The organism is Pseudomonas sp. VMV1 (assembly GCF_056790235.1).
Map to the genome: position 1 here is coordinate 218,059 of NZ_JBXGSE010000005.1, position 23,576 is coordinate 241,634.

The following is a 23,576-nucleotide window of genomic DNA, read 5'->3' on the forward strand; positions in this document are numbered from 1 at the left end:
ACCGATAAAGACCACAAGGACCCTCGCCATGAGCGCAGCCGATGCCATCGCCACCCTGAAGAGCAAGTTCGATCCCTCCGCCGCGGCCGGCCTGGATCTCACCTATCAGTTCGACGTCGAGGGCGGCGACAACTACTACGTGGTCATCAAGGACGGTACTTGCGACGTCCAGCAGGGCGATGCGACCGACCCGGACTGCACCCTGATCATGGACCAGGCCACCCTGGCCGGCATCGTCAGCGGCGAGACCGACGGCATGCAGGCCTTCATGTCGGGCAAGCTGCGCGTCGAAGGCAACATGATGCTGAGCATGAAGCTGGGCGAACTTTTCCCCAACTAAGCGTCAGTCGAGAAAAAGCCGGGCAATCGCCCGGCTTTTTCGTGCCTGGGATCAGGGCCGCCGCGGCGGCTCGGGCGGCGTGAGGTTGCCGTCCCAGCCGCCACCGAGCGCCGCGATCAGCTGGACGCTGGTGCTGAGGCGACTGCCCAGCAGGGTCAGGTTGGTGCGTTCGTTGCTAAGCGCGGTGGTCTGCAGGGTGACCACATTGAGGTAGTCGATCAGCCCGGCCTGGTACTGGTTCTCCGCCAGCTGCAGGGCGCGGCGCGCGGCGTCCAGGGCCTCCTGGCGCACGCCGGCCTCGTCGTCATAGGTCCGCAGCTGCACCAGGTAGTCTTCCACCTCGCGGAAACCGTCGAGCACGGTCTGGCGATAGCCGGCCACGCGGGCATCGTAACTGGCCTCGGCGGACTCCACCTGGGCCCGGCGCAGCCCCCCATCGAACAGCGCCAGGGCAAAGGACGGCCCGATCGACCAGAAGCGATTCGGTGTGCTCACCAGGCTGCCCCATTGGCTGGCACTGTAGCCGCCGCTGGCGCTCAGGGTCAGGTCGGGATAGTAGGCGGCTTCCGCCACGCCGATGGCGGCATTGGCGGCCATGACCTGGCGCTCGGCCTGGGCGATGTCCGGCCGCCGTTCCAGCAGCGCCGAGGGCACGGCGCTCGGCAGCGGTGGCAGTTGGGGAATGGCCTTCACCGCAGCCAGCTGGAAGTTGGCGGGTACCTCACCCACCAGCACCGCGATGGCATTTTCCAGTTGGGCGCGCTGGTACCGGAGGTCGATGGCGTCGGCCTGGGTGCTCTTGAGCTGGGTAGTGGCCTGGGCGACGTCGGCCGGGGTGACGATGCCGGCGCGATACTGGTTCTGGGTCAGCCGCAGGGAACGCTCGTAGGCCGCCACGGTGGCGTCGAGCAGCCGCTGCTGGGCGTCCAGCACCCGCAGCTGGAGGTAGTTGGTGGCCAATTGCGTCTGCAGACTCAGGCGGGTAGCCGCCAGCTCCGCGGCGCTGGCCTGGGCAGTGGCCCGATCCGATTCCACCTGGCGGCGCACGCGCCCCCAGAGATCGACTTCCCAGCTCACGCCGAGGCTGGCGTCGTAGGAGTTGTTGATGGTACTGACGCCTCCACTGCTGAAGGTGCTGCTGGTGCCACTGGAGTTGCGGATGACGGTGTTGCTGCCCGAACCGCCGCCGCGACCGGAGCGGGTCGCGCCCAGGCTGCTGGACAGGGTGGGAAACAGCGAGGCCCGTGCCTGGCGCACCAGCGCGAGGGATTGCCGATAGGTGGCTTCGGCCTGGGCCAGACTCTGGTTGCGCTGGTTGAGCTGGACCATCAGGCGATCCAGGGTCGGATCATCATAGCGGCGCCACCAATCCCCGCGGATGTCCAGGTCCTTGGGCGCGGCAGCCTGCCAGCCCTCGGCATGCCGATACGCGACCGGCACCGTGGTGGTTGGTCGCTGGTAGTCCGGGCCCAGGGTACAGCCGGCCAGCAACAGTGCCAGGGTCAGCGTCGGCAGGCGCAGGAGTGGGGTCATAGCGGCGTATCCAGGGCAGCGTCGGTACGGATGCCGCGCCAGCGATTGACGCGGCGGCGCAGGCGTTCGAAATAGAGATAGACCACCGGAGTGGTGTAGAGCGTGAGGATCTGGCTCAAGACCAGGCCCCCGACGATCACCAGGCCCAGTGGCTGGCGCATCTCGGCGCCTTCGGTATTGCCGATCAGCAGCGGCACGGCGCCCAGGATGGCGGCCATGGTGGTCATCAGGATCGGCCTCAGACGCAGCAGGCAGGCCTGGCGGATGCCCTCCTCGGGCGTCAGCCCCTGCTGGCGCTCCAACTGTAGCGCCAGGTCCACCATCATGATGGCGTTCTTCTTCACCACCCCGATCAACAGGAACAGGCCAAGCATGGAAATCAGGCTGAACTGGCCACCCGTGACCTGGATAGCCAGCAAGGCCCCTACCCCTGCCGACGGCAGCGTCGAAAGAATGGTCAGCGGATGCACGTAGCTCTCGTAGAGCACACCGAGCACGATGTAGACCAGCACCAGGGCGCCGAGGATCATCAGCGGCTGCCCGGAGACGGTACTGGCGAAGATGTTGGCGGATCCGCCCAGGCGACCCTGGACATCGGTTGGCAATCCGATGGCGGCCACCGCGCGCTGCACCGCGCGGGTCGCTTGCTCCAGGCTGACGTTCGGCGCCAGATCGAAGTTGATGCTTTCCGAGGCGAACTGGCCGTCGTGGGTGACGCGGTCCTCGGCTAGGCTGTTGGTGTAATGGGCGAAAGCCGACAGCGGCACCTGGGCGCCGCGACTGGTGATGACGCGGATCTGGTCCAGGACGGTCGGGTCCTGGGCATAGCGCGGGTTGATCTCCATCACCACCTTGTACTGGTTGAGCGGCTCGTAGATGGTCGAGATCTGCCGCTGGGCAAAGGAGTTGTTGAGCACCGCGGCGACGGTCTCCATGTCCACGCCCAGCCGCTTGGCCTTCTCCCGGTCGATCTGCAGGGTGATCTGCTGGGTACTGCCCTCGCGTCCATCCACCGCGGTCAGCTCCGGCAGTGCCTTGAGCGCGGCCAGCACCTTGGGTTGCCAGACCTGCAGCAGCTGGACATCGCCGGAGAGCAGGTTGTACTCGTAGGACGAGGTGCTCTGCTGGCGACCGCCAAACCTGAGGTCCTGGTCGGCCATGAGGAAGAGTTGGGCGCCCGGCACCTTGGGCGCATTGGCGCGGATGCGCTCGATGACCTTTTGCGCATCTAGCTTGCGCTCGGCGATGGGCTTGAGGCGGATCAGCATCACCGCGTTGTTCACCCCGCTGCCGGAACCGGAGCTGCCGACGAAGCCGGAGGCGCTGTCCACCGCCGGATCAGCCAGCAGCGACTTGCGCAGGATCTCGATCTTGGGCTGCATGACCTGGAACGACAGGGCGTTGTCGCCACGGATGAAACCGATCAGTTGCCCGGTGTCCTGCTGCGGCATGAAGGTCTTGGGCACCACCACATAGAGCACCACGTTGAGCGCTATGGTGGCGATCAGGCTCAGCAGGGTCAGCCGGCGATGGCGCAATGCCCAGCCGAGGGTCCGGTCGTAGCCGGCCACCAGGCGCCGATGGGCACGCTCGCTGAAGCGCTGCAGCCGGCTCTCGTTCGCGGGATCATGGGGCCTGAGCCAACGGGCGCACAGCATGGGCGTCAGCGTCAGGGACACCACCAGGGAGACCAGGATGGCGGCGGCCAGGGTCAGGGAGAATTCACGGAACAGCTTCTCGACGATGCCGCCGATGAAGAGAATGGCGACGAAGACGGCCACCAGGGAAACGTTCATCGACAACAGGGTGAAGCCCACCTCGCGGGTGCCCTGGTAGGCGGCCTTAAGCGGCGCCATGCCGTTGTCGATGTGCCGGGCGATGTTTTCCAGCACCACGATGGCATCGTCCACCACCAGCCCCGCCGCCAGGATCAGCGCCATCAGCGACAGGGTGTTGAGCGAGAAGCCGAGGACGTACATGACGGCGAAGGTGCCTACCAGCGAGATGGGCACCGCCAGGGCCGGGATCACCGCGCTGCGCAGGCGACCGAGAAACAGCCAGACCACGCCGATCACCAGGAAGACGGCGATGACCAGGGTCAGCTCGGCTTCGTGCAGGGTGGCCTTGATCACCCCCGACCTGTCCATGGCCACTTCCATCCGGGCACTGGCCGGGACGATGGCCTCCAGCGCCGGCAGGCGCGCCTTGAGCGCAGCGATGGTCTCGATGATGTTGGCGTTGGCCTGCCGGTTGACCACCAGCAATACCGCGCTCTGGTCGTTGTAGAAGCCGGCGTTGTAGCGGTCCTCCACAGCGTCGCTGACCTTGGCGACATCGCGCAGGCGCAGCGCCGCGCCATCCTGGTAGCGGATGATCAGCGGCGCATAGTCGGCAGCCTTGAACAGCTGATCGTTGGCCTGGATCTGCCAGTTGTGCTCGTCATTGGCCACCGCCCCCTTGGGCCGACGCTGGTTGGCGCTGTTGATCGCGGTACGGACGTCGTCCAGCGCCAGCCCATAGTGCTCCAGCTGTCGCGGCTCCAGCTCGATGCGTACCGCCGGCAGGGAGCTACCGCCGATCTGTACCTCGCCGACCCCGTTGACCTGGGACAGGCTCTGGGCCAGGACCGTCGAAGCAAGGTCATAGAGCTCGCCCTTGCTCAGGGTCTTGGAGGTCAGGGAGAACACCATGATGGGTGCCTGGGACGGATTGACCTTGCGATAGCGCGGCATCTGGCGCATGCCGCTGGGCAGCAGGTTGCGCGAGGCATTGATGGCCGCCTGCACCTCGCGGGCAGCGGTGTTGACGTTCTTGTCCAGATCGAACTGGATGATGATCTGGGTCGAGCCCTGGCTGCTCCGGCTGGTCATGGAGCTGATGCCGGCTATGGTGCCCAGCGAGCGCTCCAGGGGCGTCGCCACGCTGGAAGCCATCACCTGAGGACTGGCACCAGACAGCGTCGCCGACACCGTGATGGTCGGGAAATCCATTTGCGGCAGGGGCGCGACCGGCAGTAGCCGGAAGGCGATGGCACCGAGCAGCAGCAAGGCCAGGCTCAGCAGCAGGGTCGCCACCGGCCGGGCGATGAAAGGCGCCGAAAGATTCACGTCAGGCCGCCCTGCGCCGACCCAGGCGCTCGCCCAGGCGGTCGAAAGCCAGGTAGATCACCGGGGTGGTGAACAGCGTCAGTACCTGGCTGACCAGCAGGCCACCCACCATCACCAGGCCGAGCGGCTGGCGCAGTTCGGCGCCAGCGCCAGTCGCCAGCATCAGCGGCACCGCGCCGAACAGCGCGGCCAGGGTGGTCATGAGAATCGGCCGGAATCTCAGCAGCGCGGCCTGATAGATGGCCTCCTCCGGTTTCAGGCCCTGGTGCCGTTCGGCGTCGAGGGCGAAGTCGATCATCATGATGGCGTTCTTCTTGACGATACCGATCAGCAGGATGATGCCAATCACCGCGATCAGGCCGAGGTCGTTGCCGGTCAGCAACAGTGCCAGCAAGGCGCCGATGGCCGCCGACGGCAGCGTCGAGAGGATGGTCAGGGGGTGGATGAAGCTCTCGTAGAGCACCCCCAGCACGATGTACATGACCACCACCGCCGCCAGGATCAGCAGCAGGGTGCTGGACAGCGAAGCCTGGAAGGCCGCTGCCGCGCCCTGATAGTGGGTGTTGATGCCCACCGGCAGGCCGATCTCCTGCTTGGCCGCGTCGATGGCCGCCACCGCGGCACCCAGGGAAACACCGTTCGCCAAGTTGAAGGACAGGGTCACCGCCGGGAACTGGCTCAGGTGATTGATCACCAGGCGGGTCGGTCGCTGCTCCATCTTCACCAGGCTGGACAGCCGCACCGGGGCGCGACTGGTGTCCGTGGTGGTTTCGGTAGTGCTGGCCGTGCCGGTACCACTGCTGCCGCTGGAAGAGGTACCACTGCCCGCCTTTACCCAGACCTGGCTCAGGGCATCCAGTCCGAGGCTGTCGGCAGCGGCACTGGCCAGCACCACCCGGTACTGGTTGGCCTGGGTGTAGATGGTCGAGATCTGCCGCTGACCCAGGGCGTCGTAGAGGGCGTCGGTGATGGCCGAGACCTGCACACCCAGACGCGCCGCAGCGTCGCGATCAATGGTCAGGTACAGCTGCAGCCCCTTGTTCTGCAAGTCGCTGGTGACATCGGTGAGTTCCGGACGCTCCCGCAGGGCCTCGGTCAGGCGCGGCACCCAGGTGTCGAGCAGGTTGGCATCCGGCGAGTCCAGGCTCAGCTGGTACTGGGTGCGGCTGACCCGGTCCTCGACGCTGAGGTCCTGCACCGGCTGCATGTAGAGGGTGATACCCACTACCTTGGCGACCTCGGGCCGCAGGCGGTCGATCACCTCCTGGGCGGTGACGTCGCGCTCGCTCTGCGGCTTGAGGTTGATCTGCATGCGACCGCTGTTGAGAGTGACGTTGTCACCATCGACGCCGATATAGGAAGACAGGCTCGCCACCGCCGGATCCTGGAGCACCACCGCGGCCAGGGCCTGCTGGCGTTCGCTCATGCCGCGGAAGGAAATGGACTGGGGCGCCTCGGTGATGCCCTGGATCGAGCCGGTATCCTGGGCCGGAAAGAACCCCTTAGGCACCAGCAGGTAGAGCACGGCTGTCAGTACGAAGGTCGCCACGGCCAGCAGCAGCATCAGTGCCCGGTGCGCCAGCGACCAGCGCAGCGCGCGGCCGTAGCCGGCAATCAGCCGCTCCAGCCAGACCAGCTGGTGCTCGGCGGCTTCCTCGCGCTTGAGCAGCCGCGCGCACATCATCGGCGTGAGCGTCAGGGAGATCACCAGGGAGATAAGGATGGCCACCGCCAGGGTGATGGCAAATTCGCGGAACAGTCGGCCCACCACGTCCTGCATGAACAGCAGCGGGATGAGAACGGCGATCAGCGAAACGGTCAGGGACACCAGGGTAAAGCCGATCTGCCGGGCGCCCTTGAGCGCCGCCTCCATTGGCGTGGCGCCCTCTTCCAGATGCCGGGAGATGTTTTCCAGCATGACGATGGCGTCGTCGACGACGAAGCCGGTGGCGATGGTCAGGGCCATCAGCGACAGGTTGTTCAGCGAGAAGCCGGCCAGGTACATGGCGCCGAAGGTGCCGATCAGCGACAGCGGCACCGTGACCGAGGGAATCAGGGTGGCGCTGAACCGGCGCAGGAAAACGAAGGTGACCATCACCACCAGCCCTACCGCCAGCAGCATCTCGTGCTGGACGTCGGTGACAGCGGCGCGAATGGTCTCGGTACGGTCACTGAGCACGGCGATGTCGAGGCCGGCCGGCAGGCTTTCCTTGAGGCTCGGCAGCAGCGCCTGGATGCGGTCGACGGTCTGGATGACATTGGCGCCAGGCTGACGCTGGACGTTGACCAGGATGGCACCGCTGCGATTGGCCCAGGCGGCCAGGCGGTCGTTTTCCGCGCCCTGGGCGATGGTGGCCACATCCCCGAGACGCAGGGCGCCGTTGTCGGCGTAGTTGAGGATCAGATCGCCATAGGCCTTGGGATCGCGCAACTGGTCGTTGGCGTCCAGGGTAGCCACCCGGGTGGGGCCGTCGAAGCTGCCCTTGGGCTGGTTGGTGTTCTCGCTGGTGACTAGGCTGCGCACATCGGCCAGGGTCAGGTTATGGGCCGCGAGCTTGTCCGGATCGACCTGGATGCGCACCGCCGGGCGCTGGCCACCGGCGAGGCTGACCATGCCGACCCCGGTCACCTGGGCGAGCTTCTGCGCCATGCGGGTGTCGACCAGGTCATAGAGCGTGGGCAGCGGCAGCGTCCTGGAGCTGATCGCCAGGGTGACGATGGGCGTATCGGCCGGATTGACCTTGTTGTACACCGGTGGCGCCGGCAGATCGTTGGGCAGCAGGTTGTTGGCCGCGTTGATCGCGGCCTGGACTTCCTGCTCGGCGACCGACAGGTCCAGTTCCAGGTTGAACCTGAGGGTGATGACCGAGGCGCCGCCGGAGCTGGTCGAGGCCATCTGCGACAGGCCTGGCATCTGCCCGAACTGACGCTCCAGCGGCGCGGTGACGGCACTGGTCATGACATCGGGACTGGCGCCGGGATAGAGGGTGAGCACCCGGATAGTGGGATAGTCCACCTGCGGCAAGGCCGCGACCGGCAGCAGGCGATAGGCCAGCAGACCGGCGATGAGCAGTGCCACCATCAACAGGGTGGTGGCGACCGGGCGCAGGATGAAGGGGCGCGAGATATCCATCGCGGCCGATCAGCCCTGGGTCTTGCCGGGCTTGCGTACCGCCGGCTTGGCCGGTTCGCTGGGCGCCGCCGAAGCCCCGGTGACCACTTCCACCTCGTTGCCCTCGCGCAACCGGTCGGTGCCTTCGGTCACCACGCGGTCGCCGGCGGCCAGGCCTTCGGTGACCACGGTGAGGCTACCGTCATCCGGACCCAGCTTGAGGCTACGGACCTGGATCTTGTTGTCGGGCCCCACCACATAGGCGAAGGTGCCATTGGAGCCGAACTGGATGGCTGCCGAAGGCACCACCAGCGCCTGGTCCAGCACCTGCTCGCGCACCCGGACGGTCACGAACTGATTGGGGAACAGTGCCTCGTCGCCATTGGCGAAACGGGCCCGGAACTTGAGCGTACCGGTGGCAGTATCGATCTGGTTGTCGAAGCTCTGCAGGGTACCGTCCGCGACCTTGCGTGCACCGCCGCGGTCCCACGCCTCCACTGGCAGGGTCTGGCCGGCACGGGCTCGCTTGAGCAACTCGCCGAGCTGGCTTTCCGGCAGGGTGAAGACCACCGAAATCGGCTGGGTCTGGGTGATGACGGCCACCACGGTGCTGTCGTTGGCGGACAGCAGGTTCCCGCCGTCGAGCTGACGCAAGCCGACGCGGCCGGCGATGGGCGCCTTGATCTGGGTGAAGGCCAGATTCAGCTTGGCATCGGCCACCGCGGCCTGGCTGTTCTTGAGGGTGCCGCGATACTGGTTGACCAGGGCTTCCTGGGTATCCAGCGTCTGCTTGGCGATGCTGTCTTCGCGGAACAGGCCCTGATAGCGCTTGAGGTCCAGCTCGGCGTTGCGCAGCTGCGCCTGATTCTGCTGCAGGGTGCCCTCGGCCTGCTGCAGGGCCACCTGATAGGGTCGTGGATCTATGGTGGCCAACAGGTCGCCGGCCTTGACCTTCTGCCCTTCCTCGAAGGCAACGCGTACCAGCTCACCGGCGACCCGAGTGCGGACGTTCACGGTATTGAGCGCGGTTACCGTGCCGATGGACCGGCGCACGATGGGAAAGCTGCGCTGCTCGACCGCCACCACGCGCACCGGCGTCGGCCCGGTCATGCCAAAGGGCGAGCGCGCGCCCTTGCCCGCGGCAGCCTCGCTCTTCTGCCCGTGCTGGTGATACCAGTACCAGCCGCCAGCGGCCGCCAGCACGATGAGGACGAGCAGCCAGACGAGTCGGCGACGGGAGGAGGAGCGGAGCGAAGAGTCGGCCATCGGAGAATACGTACACGCTGGAGAAGGCGGAAGATAAGCAGTAGCGAGACGGCTAACCAGCGCCTTTACTGCGATTTTACCTAAAGCAAAACGGGCAGGCACAAAAGGCGCCTGCCCGTTTCGAAGCGCCCACCGCTCTGGGCGGTGGGTTGTCGGCAATCAGCCGAGAACGGCGAGTGCGGCCGCGTAGTCCGGCTCCTGGCCGATCTCGGGCACCAGCTCGCTGTGCAGCACTTTGTCCTGCTCGTCCAGCACGACCACGGCGCGGGCAGCCAGGCCTTGCAGCGGACCGCTGGCCAGGGCGACGCCATAGTCCTGCAGGAATTCGGCACCGCGCAGGGTGGAGAGGTTCATCACCTTCTCCAGGCCTTCAGCGCCACAGAAGCGCTTCTGGGCGAACGGCAGATCGGCGGAAATGCACAGCACCAGGGTGTTATCCAGCTTGTCGACTTCGGTGTTGAACTTGCGCACCGAGGTGGCGCAGGTCGGGGTGTCGACGCTGGGGAAGATGTTGAGCACCTTGCGCTTGCCGGCGAGGCTGGCCAGGGTGATGTCCTGCAGATCGCCATTGACCAGGCTGAAGGCCGGCGCCTGCTGCCCGGGCTGCGGCAGGTTACCCTGCACCTCGACCGGATTGCCGCGCAAATTGACGGTTGCCATGAACTGCTCCTTTCTCATGAGACGGGACAGGGAGTAAACACGTTTTCCGCGGACGATCAAAGCGTTACACGCCCCTGCTTTAAAAATCGCGGCGATAGAAGAAATCCAGGGAATTAGCCAGACCGCTGGCAATCTCCAGATAGAGCCGTCGGGTGAGCTGGTAGCGTAGCGCCACGGTATTGGCCGAATCGAACACCCCTACGCCATAGCGCACCGACAATCGATCGGTAAGGTTGCCCGAGGCGACGACGCTGGTCTTGTCTCCTGACCCGGCGGTATCCAGCTGGAAGTTCTGGATGCCCAGGCGCTGCGCCAGGGCGCCCGCAGTACCCGAGCTGCCGGCCAGGCCCAGTGCCAGGGCGGCCTGACCGAGCACGTTGTTGTCTCCCTCGCTTCCGCTCGACAGCGGTCGCCCCAGGACCAGGTAGGCCAGCGCCTGCTCCTGGCTCATGCTCGGCTCGGAGAACACCTCGATACGTGGCTGCTGGGCGAAGCCCGAGAGGCGCAGCCCCGCGGTGACGTTCTGCTCCTGCACCACGCGCACCGCCTCCACATCGATGTAGGGCTGGGCGATGGGGCCCTGGAAGAACAGTCGGGCGCGCCTCATGGTCAGCCGCTGACCGTAGGCGTTGTAGCGACCGTTGCGCAGATTCAGCTCGCCACGGGTGTCGAGGTTGTCACCGATATGCACCTTGCCGACGATTTCGGCGGACAGGCCGAAGGCATCGAAGGTGAGCTTGTCGGACCCGACTAGAACGTCGACGTCCATGGCGATCTGCATGGCCTGCTGCTTGGCCGGTGCCTCCTGGCCGACGATGACGACATCGTCCGACACCTTGACCGTGGACGGAGGCAGCTGCTGCACCCGGATACGGCCGCGGGGCACCCGGACCTCACCGGCCAGGGCCAGGCGGCCATCCTTCATCAGGATCTTGAGATTGGGCGCCACTTCCAGCTGCGCATAGGGCTCGACGTTGACCGGCAACTTGTCGCCGGTAACCGCCACGTCGACATCCAGGCCTTCGGCCCAGCCGACACTGCCCTGGATCTGTCCACGCCCCTGGGTGCCGCTGCGCCAGCCCCCGTCGAGGATCGCGGTATCGCCCTGGATGCGTGCGGTAAGACCGAGATCTTGCAGACGGGTCGGCACGCTACCGCCGCCAATGTCGCCGCCAGTGAGCTGGATCTGGCCATTGACCCGCGGCTGCAGCAGGGTGCCGCCCAGTTCGCCGGAGCCGCTGACCTTGCCTTCGAGATGCTCTATGCCTTCGACGAAGGCCTTGCCCAGGGCCAGGTTCAGCCCCTGCAACTGAAAGCGCCCGGCCAGCGCCTGACGCGGATCGCGAGGATCCAACCGGGCCTGGACATTAAGTTGCCCGAGGTCGGCACTGGCCAGTTGCACCTGGGTATCCACCTGTTGCGGCTTCAGGGCGCTGGTGACATCGAGGCGGTCATAGCTGAAGGTCTGCCACTGACCGGCGGCGTCGCGCAGCTTGAGGCTACCGCGCCCGGCCTGCAGGCGTATCTCGCCATCGGGCCCGCCCTTGGGCAGGCGCAGGTCGACGTCGCCGTCGAGGGTGCCCTGCCAGGCCAGCTCCGGTGGCAACAGGGGTTGCAGACTGGCCAGCGGGAAGGCACGCAGGTGCCAGGCGAGACGGGTATCGGGCAGCAACTGCTGATCGTCGCCACAGAGGCTGGCCGCGCCGGAGCGCCAGCAGTGGCGACCCAGCTCCAGACGACCACTGTTCAGGCGCTCAATGCGGGCCGGACTCTGCAGAGTCCAGTTCTGGCCGCTGGCCGCGACTGACCCACGAGACAGCTGACCCTTCCAGTCCCCGTTGCCGGCCAGGGTGCCACCTGCCGCGAGCATCAGGTTCAGTTGCGACCCCTTGAGCGAAAGATCCGCCTGCTGCTGACGGCGATCACCCTGTCCCTGCAGGCGCAAGACACCGAAATCGCGACCGGCGGCCTGCAGCCCCTGGGCGGTCAGGTCCAGCGTGCCGCGTTGGCGATCATCCAGGTTGGCGGCCAGCGCGAGGCTGCTGATGCGGCTGTCGGCATAGGCCAGCTGGCGACCGTCGAGGCGCAACTGACCGGCAGGGGCCTTGAGGCTCCCGGCCACGTCCAGGCGGCCTTGGGCGCTACCGGAAAGATCGGGCCAGAGCTGGGCCAGGCGGCGCAGGTCCAGCTGGAGCTGACCTTGCAGACGCTGGTCGAGGGCACCCTGCCCCTGAATACGGTTGTCACCCAGGCGAATGTCGAGCTCGGATACCTGCCACTGCTCGCCAGCGCCCTTGGCCTTGGCAGCCAGCACGGCCGGCTGGTTGCGCAGTCGACCCTTGAGGTCCAGATCGGCATCCAGCTGCAGGCGACCATCCTTGAAAGCGCCCGAGCTGCGCAGCGGACCGCCCAGGCTGCCGGGCAGCTGGGCTACCCAGAAGGCCGGATCGAGGCGGCTCAGGTCCAGGGCCACCTGCCAGCTGACGCCGTCGGTGAAGCCCAGATTGACCTTGCCCTGTGCCCGCCCCTGGCCGGCCTGGAGATCCAGGGACGGCAAATTGAGCTGGGTGGTGTCGCCGCTGAAGGGGGTGGCCAGGGTAAAGGCGCCGGCCGGGCCCGTGGCGGCGGCCTTAAGATTGCCCAGGTAGGCACCATCTCGATAGGCCACTTCGCCTTGCAGGCGCTGCAGGCTCACCGGTGGCTCCGCCATGGGATACAGCCGCCGCCAGGGGAAATCACGCCAGTCCAGCGTGGCATCGGCGGCCAATCCCTCGTGCCAGTCGACCTGCCCAGCCAGCACCACCCGTTGTTCGGGCGTGGCCTGCAGGCGCAGGGCGGCGATCCGCGCGCCCTGGGCATCGACGCGGCCATCCAGATTCAGGGCCACCGGACCACCCTCGCCCGGCAATTTCGCCTGGCCCACCAGGGCGTAGCCGGCGGCAAGATCGCCCCGGGCGGTCAACGTGAGGTCATTCAGGCGCAGGGTGTCGGGCAGACTGGCCGCCGCCTTGAAACCATCAGCCACCAGTTGCAAATCGGCCGGGACATTCTCCACCAGCGGCTGGACCGTGCCGGTCAGCCGTCCGGGTAGATAACCACTGCTATCGGCCTCCAGGTGCAGGGTCTTCTGCAGTTCGCCTTCGAGCTTGAGCGTCAGCGGCCAGGGAGCATTATCCGGCGCGGGCAGGCCCAAAGCGCCCTGCAGTTGCAGCGGCCAGTCGCCGTTGGGTTGCAACCGACCATGGGTATCCAGGGTGACGCCGTGGGCTGCGCCGGCCAGACGCTCGATGGCGATGCCATCGGCCTGCCAGCGGGCCTGCAATTCCACGTCTCGTGCCTGCTCGGCACCGTTGTAGAGCACTTCGCCGATGCGGACCTCGCCCAATTGCACACCGAGCGGCACGTCCAGGTTGGGCAAGCGAACCGGACCGTCCTTCTCTGGCGCGGGCTCGGTGCTGGGCGCCTGGTCGATGACGATCCGCGAGGCGACCAGGGTGTCGATGCACAGCTGCAACCGGAACAGGCAACCGGGCCGCCAGGCGAACTCGGGCGCCTCGACCGTCACCCGCGTGGCGCCGCCATCCCACACCAGCTGCCGCGCCTGCCAGTGGCCGCCCAGGCGGCCCTGGAAATCGGCTAGGGTCAAACCAGGAACGTGATCCAGCACCAGACGGCCGATACTGCCGTTACCCAGCACCAGGGCCAGCAGCAGGATCAGTGCACCGAGCAGAGTCGCCAGTACGCCAAGGATGACACCACCTACCGACTTCACAGCTCAGGTCCTATGGAAAAGTGCAGACGGATGCCGCCGGGTTCGTCGAGGCCGTGGGCCAGGTCGACACGGATCGGTCCTACCGGCGAGACCCAGCGTACGCCTATGCCGACGCTGGTCTTGAGTTCGTAATTGTTGAGGTCGTTGAAGGCGCTGCCCTGGTCGATGAAAGTCGCCAGGCGCCACTTGTCGCGCAAGGGATACTGATACTCGACGCCGCCCGCGACGAGGTACCGGCCGCCCACGTAGTCGCCTTCGTCGTTTTCCGGCGACAGGGTCTGGTAGTCATAGCCGCGGACGCTCTGGTCGCCCCCCGCAAAGAACCGCAACGACGGTGGGACCTTGTTGTAGCCGTTGGTGAGGTTGCCCCCCAGTTGCAGCCGCCCCAGGAAGCGATGGCCATCCCCCACCGTGATCAGGCCACGAGCCAGGGCGGTGGCATGGATCATGTTGGCGTCCGAGAGCAACCCCTCCTTCGCCGCCGAGACGCCGAACTGCAGCCGATAGCCGCGATTGGGGTCGATCCGGTTGTCACTGCGCAGGAGCGAGAAGTCCACCCCAGGCATCACCAGGTTGGAGGTGCCCTCGTCGTTGCCCAGGCGATAGCTTTCGTTACGCCATTTGAGGGACAGCACCCGCTCCCACCCGTTGGGAAACTTGCGGTGCCACTCGGGGCCCACGGTAAGCAGCTGGCTCAGGGAATCGTCGTCGGCGATCTGCTCGTACTGGTAGCCGCCGGCGAAGCGGAACTTGTCGTTGATCGGATCCTGGCCAGGGATGTCGTACCAGGTGGCGATGCTCTGCCGGGGCGCAGACAGCTCGGCCTCGGCGCCCAGGCTATGCCCCTGAGGGTTGAGCCAGTGGTTTTCCCAGGTGAATCTGAGTCGCGGGCCAACGTCCGTGGAATAGCCGGGGCCAAAGCCGAAGGTCCGCGGCTTGCGGGTTCTCAGGGTCACGGTCACCGGCACCTCGGCGGCGCCTTCGGACTTGGGATAGGTATCGAGCCGCGCACCGTCGAAGAAGCCACTGGCCAGCAGGTTGCTCTGGAAATCGGCGATCAGCTCGGAATCGTAGGGCGTACCCGGGGCGAAGGGCACCATGCGCTGCAGCAGATCGGGATCGAAGGGGGCATTGCCTTCGAAGGAAACCTTGCCCAGGACGAAACGCGGGCCGCTGTCGAACACCAGCGCGATGTCGGCGAACCCGGTGGCAGGATCGATACGCAACTGATGCTGGGTAAAGGTGCCGCGAAAGAAGCCGTAGCGCTGCGCCTTGTTCTGGATCAGGCTCTTGGCGTCTTCATAAAGTCCCTGATTCAGCGCCTGACCTGGCTTCAAACCCGCTGGAACCGGCCGTTGGAAGGCGCGCAGCTCTCGCGCCGGACCTTCGATACGGATGTCGACATGGCGCAACTTGACCGGCTCGCCTGGACGCACCTCGACCACCAATCTCGGCGTCTCCCCCGGCTCGACCCGGGTCTCGATCTGCGCGTGGTAGTAACCCAGCGCCTGCGCCGCCTGCTCGGCCTGCCGCTCCGTCGCCGGACGCAGACGCTGCAAGCCTGCCGCATCGCGCCCCTCGACAGAGCCGATATAGGCCTGGATGTTGTCTCGCAGCGGGTTGTTGGCCGGCTGAACACGAACGCTGACCTCGGCCGGCGCCGCCCAGGCCATGCCATGCAGACAACAAACACCAATCAGGGCACGGCGTAGAGCGTTCGGTTTATTCATACAGGAATGCTAACGGGCGTTGCGCTGTGAGACAAACCGGAAAGGCCAGGGTTCGCCTGGTGGCCGCTTCGGCAAGGCGCTTTCTGATAGGCTAGGACCAATCATCTTTCAGGAAGGTAACATGAAGATTATTTGCTTCAATATCAATGGATTACGCGCAAGACCTCATCAGCTTTCTGCAATCATAGAACGCTACGATCCCGACGTGATCGGCCTGCAGGAAACCAAGGTATCGGATGACCAGTTTCCCCTGGCGGACGTGGAGTCTCTCGGGTATCACGTGCATTACCACGGCCAAAAGGGTCACTACGGTGTGGCGCTGCTGTCGCGTCTGGCGCCGTTGGAGCTGCACAAGGGCTTTCCGGGCGACGGCGAAGAGTCTCAGAAAAGATTTATCTACGGGGTCTTCGCCGACAGGCAGGGCCAGCCCCTGGTTGTCATGAATGGCTATTTTCCTCAAGGCGAGAATATCGCTCACCCTACAAAATTCCCTGGTAAGAGGAAGTTCTACGCCGATCTTCAGAATCTACTTGAAGAGCGTTTCTCGCCTGACACGCCTTTGCTGCTCATGGGTGACTTCAATATCTCCGCCCAGGATCACGATATCGGCATCGGTGTAGCCAATGCCAAGCGCTGGCTGAGAACCGGTGCCTGCAGCTTCCAGCCCGAAGAGCGCGAATGGATGCAGCGCCTGCTGGGCTGGGGCCTGATCGACAGCTACCGTCATCTGCATCCGGACGTGTACGATCGCTTCAGCTGGTTCCCCTATCGCAGCCGGGGTTTCGAAGACGAGCCCAAGCGTGGCCTGCGCATCGACACCATCCTGGCCTCCCGGGCTTTGCGCGAGCGTATCGCCGGGGCGGGCGTGGACTATGAAATCCGCGGTATGGAGAAGCCCTCCGACCACGCGCCGGTCTGGCTAGAATTGACGTGAAGTCCTGTCACGCCGCCGTCACACGGCGTGCCTAAGGTGGCGGCCTCGTTTCAGCTTCGAGGCTCGACCATGAACCGCTCTGCGCCAGTATTCCGCCGCCTGTTCCTGGAGAGCGCAGTACTCATGCTGCTGTTTCTGCTGCTGCCCTTGCCGCTCCTGGCCAGCCAGCCGGCAACCACCCTGCTGCGTCTGCAGGGCTCCAACACCATCAACGCACGCCTGGGACCCCGTCTGGTTGCGGCGCTACTCGCCGAGCGCGGCTATCGCGATCCCCAAGTGGTACCTACCGACGTGATGGACGAATGGCGGCTGACCGCCCGCGCTCCGGACGGCACCTGGGTGGCAGTCCCCATCGCCGCCCATGGCTCCAGCACTGGTTTCACCGCGCTGGCCGCCGGCACCACGGACCTGGCCGCCGCCTCGCGACCGATCAATGATGCTGAAGTCAACGCTCTGGCCGGCCTGGGAGACTTGCGCAGCAAGGACGCGGAATATGTCATCGGCCTGGACGGCCTGGCGATCATCGTGCATCCGGGCAACTCCTTGCACGAGCTCAACCTCCAGCAACTGGCGCAGGTCTTCGCCGGAGAGATTACCGACTGGCAACAGCTGGGCGGCAAGCCTGGTCCGATCCGGCTCTATGCCCGGGATGATCGCTCGGGCACCTACGACACCTTTCGCGAGCTGGTTCTGAACCCGCAGGGCAAGCACCTCAACGCCGCCGCCAAACGCTATGAATCGAACGAGGAGCTCGCGCAACAGGTCGCCAGTGATCCGGCGGGCATTGGCTTCACGAGTCTGGCGGCGGCGGCCAAGCTGCCGAAGCTCGCCCTGCGCGATGGCCAGGGTCGTGCCATCGTACCCAGCGAAGCCAGCATCGCCACCGAAGACTATCCGCTGGCACGGCGACTGTTCCTCTACGGCCCGCCGGCGCGGCGTTCGGATTGGGCCCGCGCCCTGCTCGAATTCAGCCAGACGCCGGCGGGCCAGGCCGTGGTCCAGCAGAGCGGGTTCGTCGCCCAGCGCATCGAGCCAGTCAAGATCAGTGATACCCAGGGTATGCCGGCCCCCTATGGCGAACTGGCCCGACGCGCCCAGCGCCTCACGGTCAACTTTCGCTTCACCGCCGGCAGTGCGCATCTCGACAACAAGGCGCTACGCGACGTGGAGCGGCTGGCCGCCTTCATGCGCCGCCCGGAGAATGCGCAACGCCAGCTCATCCTGGTCGGCTTCAACGACACCACCGAAGACCCCGCGCGCGCCGCCCTCCTGGCCCGCCTGCGGGCCACCGCAGTCGCCACGGCCTTGCGTCACCAGAAAGCCTTCGCCAACGAATTGCTCTGGCTTGGCGACCAGTTGCCAGTGGCGGGGCTATCTCCCAATGGCCGCGTGAAGAATCGCCGCGTCGAGGCCTGGATTCATTAGAGATCGCGCATCCTGGCTTTGAGGCGAACGCGTAACGGCAGCGTAAGGCGCTACGCGATTGGCCGTTGCAGGCTAGTGAAAAGACGTTTCCTGACGGCCGTCCCGACATCCCTAGCTCGTGTGCACCACGCGGGGAGACTTAAAGTGGTTTCTCAAGATTAGTTAATAGAGGACTTCACTAAGCCTACTTAACCTATTGATAAAAATCATATTTATCAGGCAGTAAATCGCATTTCGTTCTAGCTGGGATAGCCTCAATTCCCATCTTGATATCTTCAATGCGCAATCGACCTGAGCCCAGGCATGGCTTGTGTCACCCAGACCAGGCAGCCCAACCAATGCTTCTTGCGCGTCGTAATCATCTGGGCACAGGCGCGACGGCACCGAGCCCCTGGATGCGCTCCCCCGGATGAATGCCCCGCGTCGAGAACCAACCCGTGGCCGTTTCCAAGGCGTAACGCGCAGGTGCACGCGAGCAGTGATGGGTGTCGCTCAATGGGCGCATCTCGACGACGTTCAGAATGTCGCCTTGCGCAGAGATGAAGGCGGCGGCCAGCGCACTGGGCGTATCGCGCATCCATAGGCAGCGCGCGTCGTCACCAGGGAAGACGAACAGCATGCCTTCGTCCGCTCCCAGGGGCGAACGCCCCATGAGCCCACGCGCCCGTTGCTCAGGCGTACTCGCCACCTCGACGCGGAGCCGATGGTCACCGATCCGTAGAACAAGGGGCTCGGCTGCCGCAACCGAAAAAGCACTCAGTGCCGCCAATAGGACAGCCAGTCTGGCCATGCCCGGCGACCGGCGCTGCCCGAGTGCCTGGGGATCATGGACAAAAAACCTCATGACGTGTGACCTTTGCCAGGCGAAAGCAATCTATCCCACATTGTCAGACAACCTCTCGAGTCCGATGTCGACCGCAAGCCTACCACCCGCACCCTCACCCGCGCTGGCCACCCGCATCACCCTCGGGACGGTGCTCTTCACCTTCATCGCCTACCTGACCATCGGTATTCCGTTGGCCGTGCTGCCGGGCTATGTGCATGAGGATCTGGGCTTCAACTCCATCATCGCGGGTCTGGTCATCAGCAGTCAGTACCTGGCTACCCTGCTCTCGCGCTCCCACGCCGGCCGCCTTATCGACACGGTAGGGGCCAAGCAGTCGGTGCTCTACGGCATGCTCGGTTGCGGCATCAGCGGACTGCTGATGCTGGCGTCGATCCTCCTGCAGGACTGGCCCTGGATCAGTCTCGGCGCCCTGCTGCTCGGGCGCCTGGTACTGGGCTGTGCGGAAAGTCTCTCGGGTACCGGTGCCATTTCATGGGCAATCGGCCGCGTCGGCCCGTCCAATACCGCCAAGGTGATCTCCTGGAATGGCGTCGCCAGCTATGGCGCCCTGGCCATCGGCGCGCCCCTTGGCGTCGTGCTAGTCGACCTGCTGGGTCTCTGGGTCATGGGCGCCAGCATCATAGCCCTGGCGGTATTGGGCTACCGCATCGCCAAGCCGCGCCCACCCATCGTTCCGGTACGCGGTGAACGCCTTCCCTTCACCACGGTGCTCGGGCGGGTCCTGCCCTTTGGGCTCGGCCTGGCGCTGGGTGGAATCGGTTTCGGTACCCTGGCCACCTTCATCACCCTGTATTACGCCAGCCAGGGCTGGAGCGGCGCGGCGCTGTGTCTCACGGTGTTCGGCTGCTTTTTCATAGGCGTGCGCCTGGTATGCGCCAATGCCATCAACCGGCATGGCGGCTTCCGTGTCGCCATCGTCAGCCTGGCGGTGGAAGCCATCGGCCTGGCCACGCTGTGGCTGGCGCCCAGCATGACCACTGCCCTGGTCGGCGCCGCCCTCACCGGGATCGGCTTCTCGCTGGTGTTCCCGGCGCTGGCCGTGGAAGCGGTGCAGCGGGTCCCGGCCTCCAACCGGGGCGCTGCCCTGGCAGGCTATTCGGTGTTCATCGACCTTTCGCTGGCGGTGACCGGCCCGCTCATCGGCGCGGTAGCCACCCACTTCGGCTATGCCGCCAGCTTCCTGTGCGCCGCACTGTCCGCCCTTGCCGGCCTGGGCCTCAGCGTCCGCCTCCTCCGCCGTTTCGACGAGTCTTCTCGAGAACAGCCATGACCACGACCGCCCCGCCTGTCACCGCACTCGCCATCAATCGACGCATCGTTTCCATCGTCATCTTCAGTTTTCTGCTGTTCCTGGCCATTGGTCTGCCACTGGCGATCCTGCCGGGCTATGTGCATGACGATCTCGGCTACGGTTCGGTGATCGCGGGGCTGGCGATCAGTATCCAGTACCTGGCGACGCTGTTCACTCGACCGCTCGCCGGCAAGCTGGCCGATAGCATCGGCGCCAAGCGCGGGGTCATTTACGGATTGTTCGGCTGCGTCGCCTGCGGCGTCCTTACCTTGCTCGCGACTTCGTTGCAGAGCGTGCCGGCGCTTAGCCTGGGCTTGCTGATCGTCGGCCGGGTGATTCTGGGCATGTCCCAGGCCATGATTGGCACTGGCTGCCTGAGTTGGGGCATGGGCAGCGTCGGCATGCAGCACGTAAGCAAGGTGATCTCCTGGAACGGCATCGCCGCCTACGGTGCCCTTGCTATAGGCGCGCCTTTGGGCGTCGCCATGGTGGCCAGCCTGGGGCTCTGGAGCCTGGGTGTCGCTATCGCCCTGCTGGGTGCTCTGGGCCTGGCGCTGGCCTGGAACAAGGAACCGGCCCCGGTTATCGCCGGCGATCGACTACCCTTCCACAAGGTATTCTGGCGCATCAGTCCTTTCGGTCTTTGCCTGCTGCTGAGCTCCATCGGCTTTGGCGCGATCGCCACCTTCGTCACCCTCTACTACGCCAGCAATGGCTGGCCGAACGCGGCCTTCTGCCTGACCGCCTTTGGCGCCGCCTTCATCTGCGCCCGGCTACTGTTCGCCGGGGCTATCAACAAGATCGGCGGCTTCCGCGTTGCCCTGGCCTGCTTCACGGTCGAAACCCTGGGGCTGCTGCTGCTCTGGTTGGCGGTCACGCCCGAGATGGCCCTGGTTGGCGCCGCCATGGCCGGCTTCGGCTTGTCACTGGTCTATCCGGCCCTGGGAGTCGAGGCCATCGTCAAGGTACCGCCCACCAATCGCAGCGCTGCCCTGGGTGCCTACTCTCTGTGCCTGGATCTGGCCTTGGGGATTACCGGGCCACTGGCCGGTGCGATTGCCAATGGCTTCGGTTTCAGCGCCATCTTTCTCTTCGCTGGCTTGATGGCCCTGGCGGGTCTGGGTCTGAGCGCCCTGCTCTATCGACGAGCGCTCAGGGAAAATCTCACCGCCTCAGGCGCCTAGGCCAGCCTGGGGAGGGCGATGCCCTAGTGGTCCGGCGCGACGCCCCCGCCTGGCTGCTTTTCCTACAGTGGACCAGGATCCGGAATCGGCGCGGGCGGCTTGGCCGGCTCGGTCAGGTTCTCCGCCACCTCATCGGGGATCTCGGTATCGATCTCCTCGTCGGCCATGTCGGAGTCGTTGAGCGGCGCCTGGTCACCACCCAGCCACCAGGCCAGGGGTACCGTCGTGTCGGGTGCGGAAGAAAGCAACAGGTTCATGCCAAGCTCCTATGAGGGGTAGGTCTTGAGCATTAGTAGGCGGTCAGCCGCAGAGGTTGCAGCGAAGCCGTGACCGCACGTCGCCAGGGCATCGCTCGTGGCGAGGCCCTGGCCAGAGCAACGCCCAAGGCCAGACTCGATCAGGAATTTGCCTTGGCACAATCGGCCAGGCAAAAAGCCGGCGCTTGACTAGACTCCAGATATCCTCCATTCCTGGAACGCCGCCTATGGATACGCCGACCCGTCCAGCCAACGATGCCAATCTGCTCGCCGTCGTCTCAGAAGACGAATTGCTGCTGCAAGCCCTGGTGCGCGAGGTGCTCAAGCAGGAAGGCTTCCAGGTGGAAACCTTCGGGACCGCCGATGCCGCCCTGCAGTTTCTGGAACTGCACTGGCAGCAGGTGAACGTAGTGGTGTCGAACGTACGAATGCCTGGGGTGATCGATGGCATCCAGCTGGCCAAGATCGTTACCGAGCGCTGGCCCGCCGTGCCCTTCGTGCTGATGTCCGGCTATGCCGGCCTGAGAAACGACGTGCCACCCGGCGTGCCCTTCCTGCATAAACCCTGGACCCTCGATCAGCTGACCGAGGCCGTTTGGAAGGTCGTTCCGCTACCGGCGCCTTAGGTCGCCATGGACAGAGATGTCCGCCGACCCGTTGACGGGGAACCGAACGCTCAAGGCATCTGTATCAGCAGGACAGATCTCGCAGGTTAGGAAATAACCAAGTCACCTACTGCATGGCATCGCCAAGGTGACCCCACAGACATCGGCTGCTGCCAGGCAGACGTTCGTGCATCGAATACGGTTATCAGAGGCCGACGCGGATGAGAAAGAACGCGGCCCTTACGGCCGGCAGTTACCCACTGCGATGGCCAAGGGCGCCCATCCCAGGTGGCAATGGTCAACCATCATCTTTATCACTCACTTAACCTCTGATGCGAATTAAGGCGCCTTCCTGCCGATGAGCACCGTATCGGCTTGCAAAGGAACAAGAGAGCCTTTCAGACGAAGTTCGTTGACGGCATACAACACCATGACATTGAGTGCCTCACTATTCAGTACCGTGCGTTTGGCAATGAGGCGCGATACCTTTGCTGGCACCTTGGGATCCAGAAGCGTCAGCAAGACGTCTTCACCCCGGTATTCGATGAAATGCTTCACCGGAGGATCCAGCATCTCCAACGCTTCTTTTAACCTGTTCATGGGGCTCCCGAGTGAAACTACCGATACGTCTCATCCTTTGACATATATCTCGCAACGCTGTCGTTGACCACCCATCCGACACTTCGGGTTTAAACTCTTTCCTAACGGTGGCAAAACGATCGCCGGATACCGATCAACCCGTACCGGAGGAAGTCGCATGAACGAACAGGACCGAAAGCATGGCCTGCTGCTGCTGGAGCGATACGCCGCGGAACAGGATGCGATCAACCAGCTACTGCGACAGATATACGAATGCCACGGAACCGCTGACTCAGAAGCGCTCAGGGACATGCTGACGCTGTGCATCGCAGAGATACAGGACCGCCAGACCACCGTTCAAAGTGCGTTTCGCTTTTTACTCGACCTACAAGACAAGCCAGTTATCAAATAGCGAAGCGGCACTTACCCTCCACAGGTGGTTACTCAAGCCATGCTTTACACCCACCATCAATTCCCACTCGAATTCTTTACTCTTTTAGCCGCTTCGTTTAATACAGGGCGAATAGGGCAATCAGAGAACTGAATCCCCTCTTATCATTACTTTCCAATATTGCCGATTGCATCACCTTCAGCAAAGAGCTCTGAAGTTTTAGAAAAAATCTCCTTTTATTCAAAACAAAAGAGACATCTAGCCTAAACCAAAGAAGGGCACTCCTCCCGCGGCTGAAAGCGTTCAACAGATAGGCTCTTCATATTGGCGCTTTACCTACCACTGTCCGTGACAGAGCCGAGCACGTCGGCTGGGCTCTGTCGGGACTCAGGGGGATTACCGAGGCGCTGGTTCCTGGTCGTCGCTTTCGCCAGGCACCGGCGTCGAGGGCTCGTCAGGATCGGCGCCATCCGTATCGGCAGGCTCCGGTGGCTTAGCCGGAGCGGGCTCTGTGGCCTGCCCACCTTGCTCCCCAGCCAGCTG

17 protein-coding genes are annotated in these 23,576 nt (G+C 64.7%); 7 read left to right on the top strand and 10 right to left on the bottom strand.

Translation table 11 applies throughout. The annotated features are described in order from the left end of the window. Nucleotides 1-28 precede the first annotated feature (28 nt). Complete coding sequence (locus tag ACUCV0_RS17225; protein WP_140216302.1) at nucleotides 29-340, top strand: SCP2 sterol-binding domain-containing protein; 312 nt, start codon at nucleotides 29-31, stop codon at nucleotides 338-340. A 51-nt stretch (nucleotides 341-391) separates the two neighbouring features. Here ACUCV0_RS17225 and ACUCV0_RS17230 read toward each other — a convergent pair whose 3' ends face one another. The 7 genes from ACUCV0_RS17230 to ACUCV0_RS17260 all read right to left on the bottom strand — a co-directional run bounded on the left by ACUCV0_RS17230 (nucleotide 392) and on the right by ACUCV0_RS17260 (nucleotide 15,463). After that, nucleotides 392-1,873, bottom strand: a complete 1,482-nt coding sequence (locus ACUCV0_RS17230; protein WP_323148498.1) for an efflux transporter outer membrane subunit — start codon at nucleotides 1,871-1,873, stop codon at nucleotides 392-394. Continuing rightward, nucleotides 1,870-4,980 carry an efflux RND transporter permease subunit gene (locus tag ACUCV0_RS17235; protein WP_271654918.1) on the bottom strand — a complete coding sequence of 1,037 codons (3,111 nt, stop codon included), beginning with the start codon at nucleotides 4,978-4,980 and terminating at the stop codon, nucleotides 1,870-1,872. Before ACUCV0_RS17235 ends, ACUCV0_RS17230 begins: the two co-directional genes overlap by 4 nt. Nucleotide 4,981: 1 nt before the next feature. Next, nucleotides 4,982-8,113 (bottom strand): multidrug efflux RND transporter permease subunit, encoded by a 3,132-nt coding sequence (locus tag ACUCV0_RS17240; RefSeq protein WP_482213241.1) that lies wholly within the window; start codon nucleotides 8,111-8,113, stop codon nucleotides 4,982-4,984. Nucleotides 8,114-8,122: 9 nt separating this feature from the next. Beyond that, nucleotides 8,123-9,358, bottom strand: coding sequence for an MdtA/MuxA family multidrug efflux RND transporter periplasmic adaptor subunit (locus ACUCV0_RS17245; RefSeq protein WP_059314938.1), 1,236 nt, complete (start codon nucleotides 9,356-9,358; stop codon nucleotides 8,123-8,125). 159 nt (nucleotides 9,359-9,517) lie between these two features. Beyond that, entirely contained in the window at nucleotides 9,518-10,018 is a 501-nt protein-coding gene (gene tpx, locus ACUCV0_RS17250) for a thiol peroxidase (RefSeq protein ID WP_271654920.1), read from the bottom strand. A 79-nt stretch (nucleotides 10,019-10,097) separates the two neighbouring features. Continuing rightward, nucleotides 10,098-13,790: a translocation/assembly module TamB domain-containing protein gene (locus ACUCV0_RS17255; RefSeq protein WP_482213242.1), complete on the bottom strand. Its 3,693-nt coding sequence runs from the start codon at nucleotides 13,788-13,790 to the stop codon at nucleotides 10,098-10,100. Then, nucleotides 13,787-15,463, bottom strand: coding sequence for an autotransporter assembly complex protein TamA (locus tag ACUCV0_RS17260; protein WP_482213280.1), 1,677 nt, complete (start codon nucleotides 15,461-15,463; stop codon nucleotides 13,787-13,789). Before ACUCV0_RS17260 ends, ACUCV0_RS17255 begins: the two co-directional genes overlap by 4 nt. Before the next feature lie 178 nt (nucleotides 15,464-15,641). Between ACUCV0_RS17260 and xthA the strand changes: the two genes are divergently transcribed. Both xthA and ACUCV0_RS17270 read left to right on the top strand, forming a co-directional pair. Continuing rightward, nucleotides 15,642-16,454, top strand: coding sequence for an exodeoxyribonuclease III (xthA, locus tag ACUCV0_RS17265; RefSeq protein WP_482213243.1), 813 nt, complete (start codon nucleotides 15,642-15,644; stop codon nucleotides 16,452-16,454). A 69-nt stretch (nucleotides 16,455-16,523) separates the two neighbouring features. Then, complete coding sequence (locus tag ACUCV0_RS17270; RefSeq protein WP_482213244.1) at nucleotides 16,524-17,879, top strand: substrate-binding domain-containing protein; 1,356 nt, start codon at nucleotides 16,524-16,526, stop codon at nucleotides 17,877-17,879. Nucleotides 17,880-18,237: 358 nt separating this feature from the next. Here the strand turns inward: ACUCV0_RS17270 and ACUCV0_RS17275 are convergent, their stop codons facing one another. Further along, nucleotides 18,238-18,723 (bottom strand): DUF192 domain-containing protein, encoded by a 486-nt coding sequence (locus ACUCV0_RS17275; RefSeq protein WP_323148505.1) that lies wholly within the window; start codon nucleotides 18,721-18,723, stop codon nucleotides 18,238-18,240. A 64-nt stretch (nucleotides 18,724-18,787) separates the two neighbouring features. Between ACUCV0_RS17275 and ACUCV0_RS17280 the strand changes: the two genes are divergently transcribed. Together ACUCV0_RS17280 and ACUCV0_RS17285 are read left to right on the top strand one after the other, a co-directional pair. Next, nucleotides 18,788-19,996, top strand: coding sequence for an MFS transporter (locus tag ACUCV0_RS17280; RefSeq protein ID WP_313648590.1), 1,209 nt, complete (start codon nucleotides 18,788-18,790; stop codon nucleotides 19,994-19,996). Beyond that, complete coding sequence (locus ACUCV0_RS17285; protein WP_059314946.1) at nucleotides 19,993-21,201, top strand: MFS transporter; 1,209 nt, start codon at nucleotides 19,993-19,995, stop codon at nucleotides 21,199-21,201. Before ACUCV0_RS17280 ends, ACUCV0_RS17285 begins: the two co-directional genes overlap by 4 nt. Nucleotides 21,202-21,263: 62 nt before the next feature. Here the strand turns inward: ACUCV0_RS17285 and ACUCV0_RS17290 are convergent, their stop codons facing one another. Further along, a complete protein-coding gene (locus ACUCV0_RS17290) occupies nucleotides 21,264-21,458 on the bottom strand; it encodes a hypothetical protein (RefSeq protein WP_059314947.1) in 195 nt (64 codons plus the stop codon). Between the two features lie 227 nt (nucleotides 21,459-21,685). Between ACUCV0_RS17290 and ACUCV0_RS17295 the strand changes: the two genes are divergently transcribed. Next, nucleotides 21,686-22,084 (top strand): response regulator, encoded by a 399-nt coding sequence (locus tag ACUCV0_RS17295; RefSeq protein ID WP_059314948.1) that lies wholly within the window; start codon nucleotides 21,686-21,688, stop codon nucleotides 22,082-22,084. 318 nt (nucleotides 22,085-22,402) lie between these two features. Here ACUCV0_RS17295 and ACUCV0_RS17300 read toward each other — a convergent pair whose 3' ends face one another. Continuing rightward, a complete protein-coding gene (locus ACUCV0_RS17300) occupies nucleotides 22,403-22,663 on the bottom strand; it encodes a hypothetical protein (protein WP_271654925.1) in 261 nt (86 codons plus the stop codon). A gap of 157 nt (nucleotides 22,664-22,820) precedes the next feature. Here ACUCV0_RS17300 and ACUCV0_RS17305 point away from each other — a divergent pair, with 157 nt between their 5' ends. Further along, nucleotides 22,821-23,054: a hypothetical protein gene (locus ACUCV0_RS17305; protein ID WP_313648587.1), complete on the top strand. Its 234-nt coding sequence runs from the start codon at nucleotides 22,821-22,823 to the stop codon at nucleotides 23,052-23,054. Nucleotides 23,055-23,576 lie beyond the last annotated feature (522 nt).